Genomic DNA, 14,308 nt, shown 5'->3' on the forward strand with positions numbered 1-14,308 from the left:
TTTTAATGATCCGCCCACCACCGATATATACACTCAATAAATCGTCGGCTGCGTCTGTTGTTTATAAGAGACAGGCGGCCGGCGCCGCGGCGCCCCGACGCAGCTCGTCGTGGTCCAGGGCTCCCTGGCCGGGACCACCGTCGCGCTGCAGGGCCAGACCATCACCCTGGGCCGGGCGCACGACTCCACCATCGTGCTGGACGACGACTACGCGTCCTCCCGGCATGCCAGGATCTATCCCGACCAGACTGGGCAGTGGACGGTCGAGGATCTAGGCTCCACCAACGGCACCTATCTGGACCGGCAGCGCCTGACCGCGCCGACCCCGCTCCAGCCGGGCATGCCGATCCGTATCGGCAGGACCGTCATCGAACTGCGGAAGTAGTAGCGCATGAGGGACAGCATCCCGTCCATGACCCAGAGGGGGGCACAGGTCGCATGACCCTGGTGCTGCGCTTCGCCGCCGGCTCCCACAAGGGACTGATCCGGGAGGGGAACGAGGACTCCGGCTACGCCGGGCCGCGGCTGCTGGCCGTGGCCGACGGCATGGGCGGCGCCGCGGCCGGCGAGGTCGCGTCCTCCGAGGTGCTCGGCTCCATCGTCCGTCTGGACGAGGACGTGCCGGGCGCCGATCTGCTGACCCTGCTCGGTGACGCCGTCCAGGGCGCCAACGACCGGCTCCGGCAGATGGTCGAGGACGACCCCCAGCTGGAGGGCATGGGCTGCACGCTCACCGCCATGCTCTGGACGGGCCAGCGGATGGGCCTCGTGCACGTCGGCGACTCCCGTGCCTACCTGCTGCGCGACGGGTCGCTGGTGCAGATCACCCAGGACCACACCTGGGTGCAGCGCCTGGTCGACGAGGGCCGGATCACGCCCGAGGAGGCCGAGACCCACCCGCAGCGCTCGCTGCTGATGCGGGCCCTGGACGGCCGCGGCCAGGTCGAGCCCGACCTGTCGATCCGCGAGGTCCGGGCCGGCGACCGCTACCTGATCTGCTCCGACGGCCTCTCCGGCCCGGTCAGCCACCAGACGCTCGAAGCCACCCTCGGCAGCTACTACGCGCCCGAGCAGACCGTGCAGGAGCTGATCCAGCTCGCGCTGCGCGGCGGCGGCCCGGACAACATCACCTGCATCGTGGCGGACGTCATCGACGTCGGCGCCACGGACACCATGAGCGGCCAGTTCAACGACGTCCCGGTGGTGGTCGGCGCGGTCGCCGACGCCCCGCCGTCCTCGGCCGCCACCGACCGCTCCATCGCCGACACCCCGGCCGGCCGCGCCGCCGGCCTCGGCCGCGCGCCCCAGGGCGCCTTCGGCCCCGCCGAGGGCTACGACGGCGGCTACGACGCGTCGGGCGGATTCGGCCCCGCCGAGGGCTACGAGGGCGAGTACGGCGGCTACAACGGCGCCGAGCCCTCGGTCTACGGCACCGAGGACTTCGACGAGGAGGAGCCGCCGAAGCGCAAGCGCAAGGGGCTCAAGGTCTCGCTGGCCGTCCTGGTCGCCCTCGGCGTGCTCGGCGGCGGCGGGTACTTCGGCTACCAGTGGACCCAGGGCCAGTACTACGTCGGCGCGGAGGACGGGCACGTCGCCGTCTACCAGGGCATCAACCAGAACCTGGCCGGCCTGAGCCTCTCCTCGGTGCACACCGAGTACAAGGACATCGCGCTCAAGTACCTGCCGACGGACCAGCAGGCGCACGTCACCAAGACCATCTCGGTGAACAGCCTGAACGACGCCGACGCGACCATCAAGGAGCTCGACGGCTGGGCCAAGCTCTGCAAGAAGGTCAGCGACGCGAAGACGGGCACCACCGGGCAGCCCGCGGGCACCCAGACCACCCAGACGACGTACGCCGACCCCGCCGGGTTCGTGGCCGCGCCCGCGCCCACGCCGAGCGAGAAGCCGAGCGAGAAGAACCGCGCCCCCGTGGCCGCGGTGCCCACCCCGACGCCCACCTCCTCGGCCGCCCCGAGCGCCCCGGCCACCCCGCCGCCCGTCACCACCCCCGCACCGGCCCCCGGCGCGGCGGGCGACGTGCCCGGCCTGAGCGACGAGGACCGGCAGCGCGCCGAGTCCTGCCCGAAGCAGTGACCCCCGTGACCCGACATAGGCCCGCCCCCGGCCGGCCCGCCGGCCGGCAGGGAGCGGCCCACCAGTGAGCACCTACGACCTGAGCAGCGGCGCGGGCCGGCCCGGCCGGCGCCGGACGCCGGCCGCCCGGTTCGACGGCCGGCGCCGGGGCAACACCACCATCACCCCGCAGGAAGCGCCCAACCGGCGCAACACCGAGCTGGCCCTGCTGGTCTTCGCCGTCCTGCTCCCGGTCCTCGCCTACGCCAACGTGGGCCTCGCCATGGACTCCGAGCTGCCCGGCGGCATGCTCGGCTACGGCCTCGGGATGGGCTCGCTCGCCCTCGTCGCACACCTGCTGGTCCGCCGGTTCGCGCCGTACGCGGACCCGCTGATGCTGCCGCTCGCCACCCTGCTGAACGGGCTCGGCGTGGTCATGATCTGGCGGCTCGACAAGGCGGGCAAGCTGCTCAGCGGCAACTTCAAGGCCGCCGAGAACCAGCTGATGTGGTCCGGCCTCGGCGTCGCGCTGTTCATCGGCGTCATGGTGTTCCTCAAGGACCACCGCGTGCTCCAGCGCTACACCTACATCTCGATGGTCGCGGCCCTCGTCCTGCTCGCCGCTCCGGCGTTCTTCCCGGCCCGCGCGGAGGACTTCGGCGCCAAGATCTGGATCCGGATGGGCGGCTTCTCCATCCAGCCCGGCGAGTTCGCCAAGATCATCCTCACCGTCTTCTTCGCCGGCTACCTGATGGTCAAGCGGGACGCCCTGGCCCTGGCCAGCCGCCGCTTCGCCGGCCTCTACCTGCCGCGCGGGCGCGACCTCGGACCGATCGTGGTGATCTGGCTGCTCAGCCTGCTGATCCTGATCTTCGAGAACGACCTCGGCACGTCCTTCCTGTTCTTCGGCCTGTTCGTGGTGATGCTCTACGTCGCCACCGAGCGCACCAGCTGGATCCTGTTCGGCCTGCTGATGTCGGTCGGCGGCGCGACCGCCGTCGCCATGACCGCCGGCCACGTGAAGACCCGGATCGACGCCTGGATCGACCCGATGGCCGCCTTCGCCCCGCACCCGCCGAAGGGCTCCACCGAGCAGATCGGCCAGTCGCTGATGGCGCTCGGCTCCGGCGGGGTGACCGGCTCCGGCCTCGGCCAGGGGCGGTCCTGGCTGATCAACTTCGCCGCCAAGAGCGACTTCATCCTGGGCTCCTTCGGCGAGGAGCTCGGCCTCGCCGGCCTGATGGCGATCTTCCTGCTCTACGCGCTGCTGGTGCAGCGCGGCCTGCGCACCGCGCTCGCCGCCCGCGACCCGTTCGGCAAGCTGTTCGCCGTCGGCCTCGCCTCCGCCATGGCACTGCAGGTCTTCGTCGTCGCCGGCGGGGTCACCGGGCTGATCCCGCTGACCGGTATGACCATGCCGTTCCTCGCCCAGGGCGGTTCGTCAGTGGTCGCCAACTGGGCGCTCATCGCGATCCTGCTGAAGATCAGCGACAGCGCCCGCCGACCCGGGGTCGAACCCGCCCCCGCCACCGAGGGCCAGGGAGGACCCGCCAGATGAACAAGCCGATCCGCCGGGTCTCGATCTTCTGCCTCGTGCTGATCCTGGCCCTGATGCTGCGCACCAACTGGGTGCAGGGCGTCCAGGCCGACGCCTGGGCCAGCAACGCCAACAACAAGCGCCAGCAGTTCGACCGCTACGCCCACCCGCGCGGCAACATCGTCGTCGGCGGCCAGCCGGTCACGAAGTCCGACTTCGTCAACGGCCTGCGCTACAAGTACAAGCGCTCCTGGGTCGACGGCCCGATGTACGCCCCGGTCACCGGCTACTCCTCCCAGGTCTACGGCTCCAACGGGCTGGAGAACCTGGAGGACGGCGTCCTCTCCGGCACCGACGACCGGCTGTTCTTCCGCAACACCCTCGACATGCTGACCGGTGAGCAGAAGAAGGGCGGCGACGTCGTCACGACGATCAACGCCAAGGCCCAGAAGGCCGCCTGGGACGGACTCGGCAACAAGAAGGGCGCGGTCGTCGCGCTCGACCCGAAGACCGGCGCGATCCTCGCCCTGGTCTCCACCCCGTCCTACGACCCGGGCACCATCTCCGGCAGCGAGGACTCGGACTCCAAGTCCTGGACGGACCTCAACGCCGACCCGAACAAGCCGATGCTCAACCGGGCGCTGAAGGAGACCTATCCGCCCGGCTCGACCTTCAAGCTGGTCACCGCGACCGCCGCGTTCGAGAACGGCCTGTACCAGAACGTCGACGACGCGACGAGCACGCCGGACCCGTACACCCTGCCGGGCACCGCCACCGTTCTCAAGAACGAGAGCCCGAACGAGAAGTGCGAGAACGCCACCGTCAAGTCCGGCCTGGACCAGTCCTGCAACACGGTCTTCGCCAAGATGGGCGCCGACCTCGGCAAGGACAAGATGCGGGCGCAGGCCGAGAAGTTCGGCTTCAACAGCACCGTCGACACCCCGGTCCGCTCCGAGAAGAGCATCTTCCCGAACAGCGCCAGCCTGGACGGCACCGCCCAGGACTCGATCGGCCAGCACGACACCCGCGCCACCCCGCTGCAGATGGCCATGGTCTCCGCGGCCATCGCCAACAACGGCAGCCTGATGACGCCGTACCTGGTCGACCAGGAGCGCTCGGCCTCGCTGACGACCATCTCCAAGCACACCGAGAAGCAGTTCTCCCAGGCCATGAGCCCGGCCACCGCGCAGAAGATGCAGGACCTGATGGTCTCGGTGGTCGAGAACGGCACCGGCACCAACGCCAAGATCCCCGGCATCCAGGTCGGCGGCAAGACCGGCACCGCCCAGCACGGCGAGGACAACGCGGGCCTGCCGTTCGCCTGGTTCACGTCCTGGGCCAAGACCTCGGACGGCCAGTCGGTCGCGGTCGCGGTCGTGGTCGAGGACGGCTCCCAGAACCGCGACGGCATCAGCGGCGGCCGCCTCGCGGCCCCGATCGCCAAGGCGGTGATGCAGGCCGTGCTCGGCAAGTGACGGGCAGGGCCGCGGGTGAGTGGAATGTCACGATCGGCACCCCCGTTCGGATACCGGTCTGGTATCGGCCTACGGGTGACTCCGGTCCGACGTGGTACGACCGGTAGCGTATCCGCCAGCAGCGGGTGTGCCCGTTGCCGCCCGCGAGGCGGCGCACGACCCGGCCGGAGAACCGGTCGCGGGCCGCGCGGCGTCACCCAGAGCGTGCGGGGACACCTACGTCACAACCTCACCGGCGGGTGAGGGAGAGGGTCGGAACTATGGAAGAGCCTCGTCGCCTCGGCGGCAGGTACGAGCTCGGCGGCGTCCTCGGACGCGGCGGCATGGCCGAGGTGTACCTCGGCCATGACACCCGGCTCGGCCGTTCCGTCGCAGTGAAGACGCTCCGGGCCGACATGGCCCGGGATCCGTCGTTCCAGGCCCGCTTCCGCCGCGAGGCGCAGTCGGCGGCGTCCCTGAACCACCCCGCGATCGTCGCCGTGTACGACACCGGCGAGGACTACATCGACGGCATCTCCATCCCGTACATCGTGATGGAGTACGTCGAGGGGTCCACGCTGCGCGAGCTGCTGCACTCCGGGCGCCGGCTGCTGCCGGAGCGCGCGCTGGAGATGACCATCGGCATCCTTCAGGCGCTGGAGTACTCGCACCGGGCGGGCATCGTCCACCGCGACATCAAGCCCGCCAACGTGATGTTGACCCGGCAGGGCAACGTCAAGGTCATGGACTTCGGCATCGCCCGCGCGATGGGCGACGCCGGGATGACCATGACGCAGACCTCGGCCGTCATCGGCACCGCCCAGTACCTCTCCCCCGAGCAGGCCAAGGGCGAGCAGGTCGACGCCCGGTCCGACCTCTACTCCACCGGCTGCCTGCTGTACGAGCTGCTGACCGTCCGCCCGCCGTTCGTCGGCGACTCCCCGGTGGCCGTGGCCTACCAGCACGTCCGGGAGGAGCCGCAGCCGCCGTCGGTCTTCGACCCCGAGGTGCGCCCCGAGGTCGACGCGATCGTGCTGAAGGCCCTCGCCAAGGAGCGCGACTACCGCTACCAGAGCGCCGACGAGATGCGCGACGACATCGAGCGCTTCCTCGACGGCCTCCCGGTCGCCGCCGCCCAGCAGGCGGCCGCCTACGGCATGGGCGCCGCCGGGTACGGCTACGACCAGAACGGCTACCCGCAGCACGACCCGTACGGCCAGACCAACGTGCTGCCGCAGCAGCCCGGCGGTCCGACCACCGTCCTGCCGCAGGTCGGCCAGCCCGGCTACGGGCAGCAGGGCGGCTACCCGGACGACGGCTACGGCCAGACCTACGCCGGCGCCCCGGCGGGCGGCGGCCACGACGACGGCTACGGCTCCGAGGGCGGCCGGCGCGGGGACCGGCCGAAGAAGAGCAACACCTCCTGGATCGTGCTGGCGGTCGCCGCCGTACTGGTCCTGGTCGGCACCTTCTTCGTCGCCCAGGCGATGTTCAACGGCGGTGGCGGCAGCAAGGAGCCCGCGAAGCTCGCCGCGCCGAGCCTGGTCGGCAAGAGCCTGGCCGACGCGAAGACGGCGGCCGCGCAGGCCGGTCCCAAGCTCGTGGTGACCGAGGGCGACAAGATCGCCTGCCCGGACGCCAACGTGAAGAAGGACCAGGTCTGCACCCAGAACCCGGCGGCCGGCACCCAGGTCGCGGAGAACGGCACGATCACCGTGCAGGTCTCCTCCGGCCCGGCCAAGGCGAACGTCCCGCCGGTGACCGGCAAGACCAAGGACCAGGCGACGCAGGCCCTCGGCGCGGCCGGCTTCACCAACGTCACCACCGAGTACAAGGACGACGACACCGCCCCGCAGGACACCGTCACCGCCCAGGACCCGGCCGCCAACAGCCCGGCCGACCCGAGCGCGCCGATCAAGCTGACGATCTCGCAGGGCAAGAGCAAGATCGCCGTTCCGTCCGTGCTCGGCATGCAGAAGGACGCCGCGGCGGCCCAGCTGCAGGGCGCGGGCTTCCAGGTCGACATGTCGAAGACGGTGGCGACGACCGACCCGACCAAGGTCGACACGGTCGCGTCGCAGACGCCCGCGGCCAACACCAAGGCCCCGGCCAACACGAAGATCCAGCTGGTCGTCTTCAAGGCGCCGGACAAGGCCCAGGTCCCGCCGCTGCAGAACGTCAAGCTGTCGGACGCCGTCAGCCAGCTCCAGAAGCTCGGCCTCGGCTACGCCGTGACCGGCCCGTCGGACCCGAACGCCGTGGTCATCATGACCAACCCGCCGGCCGGCACCATGCTGGACCCGAACACCCAGGTCAACCTGGTCACGAGGCCGGCCGATCCGCCCAAAGGGGGGGACCCCGGCCCCTCACCCTCCAACCCCAAAGGGGGGAACAACCCCTAAGCCCTTCTTCCCCTTCTTCTGAGGGGTCCTGAGGCTTGGTGGGGGTTGTCACGACAGCACCGAGGGCCCGCCGCAGCGACTGCGGCGGGCCCTCGGGCGTTCTCCGGCGGGCAGGAGCGGCTCAGGAGTGCCGCAGCTCGGGCGGCGGGGTCCGCCCGGCGTCCACGGGATCCACCCGGACCAGGCTCCCCCACACCGCCATCCGGTAGCGCGAGGTGTAGACCGGCGTGCAGGTGGTCAGCGTGATGTACCGGCCCGGGGTGGTGTAGCCGGAGCCGGTCGGGACGGGCGCGACGATGCCGGTGTCGTACTTGGACGTCTCCGGCAGGGTGTTGTCGACCTTGTAGACGTACCACTTGTCCTTGGTCTCGACGACGATCGCGTCGCCCCTGCGGACGGCGTCCAGGTCGTGGAACTTGGCGCCGTGGCCGTCCCGGTGCGCGGCCAGCGCGAAGTTGCCGGTCGCGTCCCAGGGCATCGCGGCACGGTACGGCTGCTCGTACACCCCGGCGACGCCCTCGGCCAGGGTGTCGGTGTCGGCGCCCATCCGGATCAGCACCTGGTAGTCCTTGCCCATCGCCGGGACGTGCAGGAAGCCGACCCCGTCCCCGGCCGCGTAGGCGGGCGCGGCGGCCGTCGCTCCGGGCGTCGGCGAGGGCGTGCCGGTGGGGCCCGCGGCCCAGGCGCTGCGCAGCTTGTCGGAGGCCTCGGACGCCGAGCGGTCCGCCTCGACGTTGGTCCACCAGAGCGAGTAGGCGACGAACAGGCCGAGCACCAGGCCCAGGGTGATCAGGAGCTCGCCGAGGACCCCGAGGACGGCCGGCGCCCGGCCCCTCCCGCGCCGCGCCGGCTCCGGTCCGGGCGCGCCGCCCGGACCGGGTTCCGGGAAGGCCTCCACCGCCGTCTCGTCCTGCGTCACCGGTGCTCCCCCTCCGTCGCCTGCGGCCGGGTGGCTACCCGCCCGCGATCGCGGCCGGCTTGCCCTGGCTGCGCGGCCGTTCCTCGGTCATCTTGCCAAACAGGATGAGGCGGAACTTGGAGGTGAACTCCGGGGTGCAGGTGGTGAGGGTGATGTACCGGCCGGGGCCGGTGTAGCCGGAACCGTTCGGGACGGCCTTGATCACGCTGACGTTGCTGGGGGAGGTCTCCGGGATGCCGCCGGTGATCTCGTACGTGTAGTACGCGGTGGCGGTCTCCACCACGACCTGGTCGCCCTTGCCGAGCTTGTTGATGTACCGGAACGGCTCGCCGTGGGTGTTGCGGTGCGCGGCGAGCGCGAAGTTGCCGGCCTTGTCGGCCGGCATGCCGGTGCCGGTGTAATGGCCGACCAGGCCGTTGTCGAGCACCGCCGACTTGGAGGTGCCCTCGGCGATCGGGAACTTCAGCCCGAGCTTGGGCAGGTAGATGATCGCGAAGCCCTTGCCGGGCTCGAACGTCTCGGGTTTCGCCGGATCCGGTGCCGGCTGTCCCGGCTGGCCGGGCTGGGCGGCGTCGAACTGCTTCTCCAGCTGGCTGCGGGCGCCGTCGGCGGCCGCGTCGGCCTGCACGTTGGTCCACCACAACTGGTACGAGACGAAGAGCAGCATGACGACGCCGAGCGTGATGCACAGCTCGCCGACCAGGCGCGCCGCGATCACGACCGGGGACTCCTTGGGCCGCGCCCGCGGCCCCGCGCCCTTGCCGGAGGCCCGGCGCCGCCCGCCGCCCGGTCGCACCGAGGTGCGCCCCTGGGCGGCCCGCCGGCGCTCGGCCCGGCCGCCGGTGGGCGGGGCCGCCTCGGCGGCGCCCGGGCCCTCCCCGGCGGGCAGCCGGAGCTGCACGGTCTGGTCGGGCAGCCAGGGGTACTCGGGCGCGTCGGCGGCCTGCTCGGCCTGCTCGTAGACGCCCCAGCCGTCCTCCGCGCCCGCCTGCCCGGGCGGGGCGGGCTGGACCGGCTGGGACTGGTGGGCGCCCTGGTACTGGCCGCCGTACTGCCCGTAGCCGTACTGGCCGTCGACCTGGTGGCCGCCGACCTGCCGGCCTCCGCCGTACTCGGCCTGGCCGTACTGGTCCGCGGGCTGCCGCCCGTCCCCGTACGGTCCCGCCTCCGGCTGGTAACGCCCCTCGGGACGCAGTGCGGTCACGCCGCTCAGCCCCGGCCGATCACCGGGGCGAGCCCGGCCGACCGGTCCACGGCCTGCGGGTGGCCGCACTCCGCCAGCCAGTTCGCGAGCATCCGGTGCCCGCCCTCGGTGAGCACCGACTCTGGGTGGAACTGCACGCCCTCGACCAGCAGTTCGCGGTGCCGCAGGCCCATGATCACGCCGCTCTCGGTGCGGGCGGTGACCACCAGGTCCTCCGGCACCGTCGCCGGGTCGACCGCCAGCGAGTGGTACCGGGTGGCGGTGAGCGGCGAGGGCAGGCCCTCGAACACCCCGCCGTCCCCGTGCTCGACCAGTGAGGTCTTGCCGTGCAGCAGCTCCGGCGCCCGGCCGACCACCGCGCCGTACGCGACGGCGATCGACTGCAGGCCCAGGCAGACGCCGAAGACCGGCAGTCCGATCCGCGCGCAGTGGTGGACCATCTCGATGCAGACCCCGGCCTCCTCCGGCGCGCCGGGGCCGGGGGAGAGCAGCACCCCGTCGAAGCCCTCGTCGCCGCTGCCGCGGCGGACGGCGTGCTCGACGGTCACCTCGTCGTTGCGCACCACCTCGCAGGTGGCGCCGAGCTGGTACAGGTACTGGACCAGGTTGAAGACGAAGCTGTCGTAGTTGTCGACGACCAGGATCCGGGGCTGGGTCCGCTGGGTGGTCATTCGCGCGCTATCTCCGTGGCTCGCGGGGACTGGAGGGGAAGAGCGGGGCCGGCCGGCTCAGCCGGCCGCGGCACCGTCACCGCCGTCCACTGTGACGTCACCGAAGGGGAGTAGCGGTTCCGCCCACGGAAAGACGTAAGTGAACAGGAGGTAGACCACCCCGAGGATGAGGAGCAGCGAGATGACGGCCTTGACCAGGGTGTTCCCCGGGAGGTGACGCCAGATCCAGCCGTACATGGTGCTCCCTCGACGTAGCAGACTGGGGTCAAGAGTAGACCCGCATTCCACGGCGTCCAGGCAGGTCCGCTACTGCTGGCCGCCCGCCGAACGGAGGTCGGTGGTGCCCGAGTAGCCGGGCAGGGCGAGGTCGCCGCTCTCCTGGACCTTCCAGCCGAGTCCGTACGCCTGGACGTAGCGCAGGTAGTTGCGGATCGTCGGGTCCCCGTCCACGGCCGCGCGCAGGTCGTCGGTCTTCCCCACGGCCTTGACGACGTAGGGCGGCGAGTAGACCCGGCCCTGGAGCAGCAGGGTGTTGCCGACGCAGCGGACGGCACTGGTGGAGATCAGCCGCTGGTCCATGACCTGCACGCCCTCGGCGCCGCCCCGCCACAGCGCGTTGACCACGGCCTGGATGTCCTGCTGGTGGATGACCAGGTCGTTGACGCCCGGCTCGGGGACGCCGGGGATGCGGGCGGTGGCGTTCGGCGGGGCGTCGTTGAGGGTGACGGTCAGGCCGCCGCCCTGGAGCGGCTCCAGCGCGGCGCCGAGCCGGAGGCCGTCCAGCCGGGCGGTGTCGGCCGGGTTCTGGCTCCGCTGCTCGGTGAGCGCCTGGGCACGGGCCTGGAGGTCGGCGAGCTGGGCCTGCGCCTGCTGGTTCTGGGCGCTGCGCTGGCGTATCACGTCGCCGAGGCTGAGGAGCGAGTTGTCGGTCCGCAGGTCGGTCCCGCGGGCGGTCTGTGCGCTGATGTAGAAAAGCAGACCGGCGAGCGCGAAGACGGCGCAGGTCAGGGCACGGCCGACAATTCGGATGCCGGATCGACGGGTACGGGTCGGCCGAGGGGGAATCGACAAATTAGGCACCGTACCCTTATCTCCTTAAGACCCGCCGAGCCACTACGCTAACGGACGCCGGTGGCACGTGCGGGAGCCGTCCCCAGCGTTCTCCACGAGTGACGCCGGCCGACCCGCCCCCGCTGCACCCCTGCGCGGTCTCACAGCGCATCGACAGGAGAGCTCCTCGTGCCGAAGTCTCGACTCCGCAAGAAGTCCGACTACACCCCGCCGACGACCGCCGTGGTGAAGATCAGTTCGGGCCGCAGTTGGGTCGCGCCCCTGATGCTGGCACTGTTCCTGATCGGGCTGGTGTGGATCGTCACCTACTACGTGACGAGCGGGAACTACCCGGTCGAGAGCTGGCGGAACTGGAACATCCTGGTCGGCTTCGGCTTCATCGCGGCGGGCTTCGGCGTCTCCACCCAGTGGAAGTGACGGCCGGGGCCCACGCCCTGGCCGGATCACGCCGCCGATCGGCCCTTCCGACCCCCTGACACGGCCCCTCCGCCGTCCCGGACAGCTCGACCCGGGACGGCGTCGAGGCGTGCCCGGAGCCGGGCGACCGGCCGGGCAGCTATCCCCACAATCACACTGTCGCCTTTATCCACATGGTTATCCACACTGGGGAAAAGTGTCCCCAGCCTGTGGATAACTTGGGCGCCAAGTGCTGTCCACAGCTGTGGACAGCACTTCGTGAGAGCGCGAACCGCACAGGCAGACACGCGTAGAACGGCTGTCCACACCCGGCGCACCACACGGGCTGTGCACAACCCCGCACCCGTTGTGGACAACGACCCGCGGCGTCAGGCGCCGTAGCGGGCCATCCCGATCAGCACCATCGCCAGGACGACGGCCAGCGCGCCCGCCATCGTCAGCGCCTGGACCGGCCCGCGGCGCTCGCGCGGGGCGAACATCAGGCCAACCGCGGTCAGCGCCCCCACCACCAGGCCGCCCACGTGCGCGCGCCAGTCGATCCCCGACATCGAGAAGGTGAGGATCAGGTTGAAGACCAGCAGGGCCATCACCGGGCCGATCGGACTGCGGGTCCTGATCTGCAGCACGAGCGTCGCCCCGAAGAGGCCGTAGATCGCCCCGGAGGCCCCGACCGAGTTCATCAGGTTGCCGGCCACGAGGAACGCGAAGGCGCTGCCGGCCAGGCCCGAGAGCAGGTAGAGGCCGAGGAAGCGCGCCCGGCCGAGCACCGCCTCCAGCACCGGCCCGGTCCACCAGAGCGCCAGCATGTTGAAGCCGATGTGCCAGACCTGGACGTGCAGGAAGGTCGCCGTCAGCAGCCGGTACCACTGGCCGGGGCCGTCGGCGACGCCCCCGGGACCGCCCGGGATCGCCCGCCCGGCGCTGAACAGCGACCAGTCCTGGACCAGCCACGGCGAGAAGACGTAGGCGGCGAGCACGAAGACCGCGACGTTGATCCCGATCAGGACCTTGGTGACGAGCGCGCCGTCGGCCGTCAGCGCCCCGCCGTAGCGGGTGGTCGGCCGCCGCACCTGGGCGTGCGCGCCGCTGACGCACTCGGGGCACTGGAAGCCCACCGAGGCGGGCACCATGCACGACGGGCAGACCGGGCGCCCGCATCGGGTGCACGAGATGCCGGTGGGCGTCTGCGGATGGCGGTAGCACCCGGGCGTAACGGCCTCGGGAGTGGACGCCTGGACCCCATCGGCCGGCGGCCTCGGCTCGTCCGGGAGCATCAGCGGTTTCCCCTTCCCGTACAGGACCACCGGAGCCGCCAGCCTACTGCGGCCGCCCCGGCGGCGGACGTCGTCCCCACTCTCGATCCTGCCCCGCCGGTCCCCCTCCCCAAGCACCCGCGACACCCGCAGACGGCCCACCCCGGGGTGCCGTCGGACAAATCAGGATGCATGATCAGCATTCAGGTGGATATGTGCATATAGGACGCCACCCAGGAGGAGAGAACCCGTGACCCGTTTGGACTCAGCTCGTGAGACGGCCGCCAGGACCCGGGACACCGCCGCGCACCTCGCGGACGGCGCCAAGCAGCGCCTGGGCCCCGCCCTCGACGCGCTCGGGCCGAAGGCCTCCCAGGCCGCCCAGAGCCTCCGCGTCCAGTACGACCGGCACCTCGCCCCCCAGTTCGGCCACGCCTTCGCCAGCCTCCCGCCGGACGCCCAGGAGAACGCCCTGAAGGCCTTCCACCGGGCCCAGGAGGCCGCACTGGCCGCCCGCCTCTCCGCCGCCCGCGCCGCGGACCAGGCGCGCTCCACGGTCGCCCCCAGGGTCGTCCAGGCGGTCGGGGACGCCCGCGCCGCGGTCGTCCCGGTCGCGCAGGAGGCCCAGGCCCGGGGCGCCGCCGCGCTCACCGCCCTCCAGGGCCACGTCAGCTCCGCCGAGATCAGCGACCTCGCCGCCCGCAACGCCAGGAAGGAACAGCACAACGGCTGGGCCGCCGGCCTCGCCGTGGCGGGCGCGGTGGCGGTCGGCGGCGGGGTCCTCGCCTGGCAGTGGTGGCGCCGGCACGGCAACCCGGAGTGGCTGGTCGAGCCCCCGGCGCCGCAGGCCGCGCAGCCGGTCGGCGCCCACGCGACCGGCTCCTCCGCCGCACCGGTCAACGGCACGGGCCCCGAGGGGGCGGCCGACGAGCCCGCTCCCCCGGCCGACGACCGCCCCAAGCCGCACGACCCGCGCAAGCCGCACTGACGCCGGAACGCCGATCGGCCGTTGACCCGGACTCAGGTCAACGGCCGATCGGCTGGTACTGCGAACTGTGGAGCATAGGAGACTCGAACTCCTGACATCTGCCTTGCAAAGGCAGCGCTCTACCAACTGAGCTAATGCCCCTCTACGGCACCGCCGGTGCCGACGGGCACTAGCGTACCGGGTTCCGGCGGCCTACCGGTGCCGTCCCCCTGAGGGAATCGGCCGACCCGGTCCGGGACCCGGGCGGCCCCCCCGAGGTGGCCGCCGGAGCGCCCCCCAACAAAGGAGCACGGAAGAAAGCCCCGGGGTGCGCGAC

At 71.7% G+C, this 14,308-nt stretch carries 12 protein-coding genes, 1 tRNA gene and 1 pseudogene; 7 read left to right on the top strand and 7 right to left on the bottom strand.

Annotated features, from left to right (window positions below):
• Window positions 1-73: 73 nt before the first annotated feature.
• The 5 genes and pseudogenes from ACFXDE_RS36845 to pknB all read left to right on the top strand — a co-directional run.
• Window positions 74-385 (top strand): annotated as a pseudogene (locus ACFXDE_RS36845) (FHA domain-containing protein); the annotation flags it as partial.
• Window positions 386-438: 53 nt separating this feature from the next.
• Window positions 439-2,097: a PP2C family protein-serine/threonine phosphatase gene (locus ACFXDE_RS36850; protein WP_380498755.1), complete on the top strand. Its 1,659-nt coding sequence runs from the start codon at window positions 439-441 to the stop codon at window positions 2,095-2,097.
• Window positions 2,098-2,257: 160 nt separating this feature from the next.
• Window positions 2,258-3,634, top strand: coding sequence for an FtsW/RodA/SpoVE family cell cycle protein (locus ACFXDE_RS36855; protein WP_380448659.1), 1,377 nt, complete (start codon window positions 2,258-2,260; stop codon window positions 3,632-3,634).
• A complete protein-coding gene (locus ACFXDE_RS36860) occupies window positions 3,631-5,088 on the top strand; it encodes a peptidoglycan D,D-transpeptidase FtsI family protein (protein WP_380448651.1) in 1,458 nt (485 codons plus the stop codon). The genes ACFXDE_RS36855 and ACFXDE_RS36860 overlap by 4 nt, the downstream gene beginning before the upstream one ends.
• A gap of 260 nt (window positions 5,089-5,348) precedes the next feature.
• Complete coding sequence (gene pknB, locus ACFXDE_RS36865; RefSeq protein WP_380498756.1) at window positions 5,349-7,469, top strand: Stk1 family PASTA domain-containing Ser/Thr kinase; 2,121 nt, start codon at window positions 5,349-5,351, stop codon at window positions 7,467-7,469.
• A 121-nt stretch (window positions 7,470-7,590) separates the two neighbouring features.
• On the opposite strand, the gene ACFXDE_RS36870 is transcribed toward pknB, so the two are convergent.
• The 5 genes from ACFXDE_RS36870 to ACFXDE_RS36890 form a co-directional block, all read right to left on the bottom strand.
• Window positions 7,591-8,388 carry a class E sortase gene (locus ACFXDE_RS36870; protein WP_380498757.1) on the bottom strand — a complete coding sequence of 266 codons (798 nt, stop codon included), beginning with the start codon at window positions 8,386-8,388 and terminating at the stop codon, window positions 7,591-7,593.
• A 34-nt stretch (window positions 8,389-8,422) separates the two neighbouring features.
• Window positions 8,423-9,592, bottom strand: a complete 1,170-nt coding sequence (locus ACFXDE_RS36875) for a class E sortase (RefSeq protein WP_380498758.1) — start codon at window positions 9,590-9,592, stop codon at window positions 8,423-8,425.
• A gap of 5 nt (window positions 9,593-9,597) precedes the next feature.
• Entirely contained in the window at window positions 9,598-10,263 is a 666-nt protein-coding gene (locus tag ACFXDE_RS36880) for an aminodeoxychorismate/anthranilate synthase component II (RefSeq protein WP_380498759.1), read from the bottom strand.
• Between the two features lie 57 nt (window positions 10,264-10,320).
• Entirely contained in the window at window positions 10,321-10,500 is a 180-nt protein-coding gene (locus ACFXDE_RS36885) for a hypothetical protein (protein ID WP_363647589.1), read from the bottom strand.
• A 69-nt stretch (window positions 10,501-10,569) separates the two neighbouring features.
• Window positions 10,570-11,334, bottom strand: a complete 765-nt coding sequence (locus ACFXDE_RS36890; RefSeq protein ID WP_380440810.1) for a DUF881 domain-containing protein — start codon at window positions 11,332-11,334, stop codon at window positions 10,570-10,572.
• 168 nt (window positions 11,335-11,502) lie between these two features.
• On the opposite strand from ACFXDE_RS36890, the gene crgA reads away from it, so the two are divergent.
• A complete protein-coding gene (gene crgA, locus ACFXDE_RS36895; RefSeq protein ID WP_380440808.1) occupies window positions 11,503-11,751 on the top strand; it encodes a cell division protein CrgA in 249 nt (82 codons plus the stop codon).
• Window positions 11,752-12,119: 368 nt separating this feature from the next.
• Here crgA and ACFXDE_RS36900 read toward each other — a convergent pair whose 3' ends face one another.
• Window positions 12,120-13,025 carry a rhomboid family intramembrane serine protease gene (locus tag ACFXDE_RS36900; RefSeq protein ID WP_380498760.1) on the bottom strand — a complete coding sequence of 302 codons (906 nt, stop codon included), beginning with the start codon at window positions 13,023-13,025 and terminating at the stop codon, window positions 12,120-12,122.
• Between the two features lie 229 nt (window positions 13,026-13,254).
• Between ACFXDE_RS36900 and ACFXDE_RS36905 the strand changes: the two genes are divergently transcribed.
• Entirely contained in the window at window positions 13,255-13,992 is a 738-nt protein-coding gene (locus ACFXDE_RS36905) for a DUF5324 family protein (RefSeq protein WP_380498761.1), read from the top strand.
• A 68-nt stretch (window positions 13,993-14,060) separates the two neighbouring features.
• Here ACFXDE_RS36905 and ACFXDE_RS36910 read toward each other — a convergent pair.
• Window positions 14,061-14,133, bottom strand: a tRNA-Ala gene (locus ACFXDE_RS36910).
• Between the last annotated feature and the right edge of the window lie 175 nt (window positions 14,134-14,308).

Source organism: Kitasatospora sp. NPDC059408, from assembly GCF_042751525.1.
In the GTDB taxonomy this organism is placed as follows: domain Bacteria; phylum Actinomycetota; class Actinomycetes; order Streptomycetales; family Streptomycetaceae; genus Kitasatospora.

Coding starts and splice junctions, on each gene's coding strand:
- pknB (WP_380498756.1), top strand. CDS start 5,349: ATGGAAGAGCCTCGTCGCCTCGGCGGCAGGTACGAGCTCGGCGGCGTC.
- ACFXDE_RS36880 (WP_380498759.1), bottom strand. CDS start 10,263: ATGACCACCCAGCGGACCCAGCCCCGGATCCTGGTCGTCGACAACTAC.
- ACFXDE_RS36860 (WP_380448651.1), top strand. CDS start 3,631: ATGAACAAGCCGATCCGCCGGGTCTCGATCTTCTGCCTCGTGCTGATC.
- ACFXDE_RS36885 (WP_363647589.1), bottom strand. CDS start 10,500: ATGTACGGCTGGATCTGGCGTCACCTCCCGGGGAACACCCTGGTCAAG.
- ACFXDE_RS36900 (WP_380498760.1), bottom strand. CDS start 13,025: ATGCTCCCGGACGAGCCGAGGCCGCCGGCCGATGGGGTCCAGGCGTCC.
- ACFXDE_RS36850 (WP_380498755.1), top strand. CDS start 439: ATGACCCTGGTGCTGCGCTTCGCCGCCGGCTCCCACAAGGGACTGATC.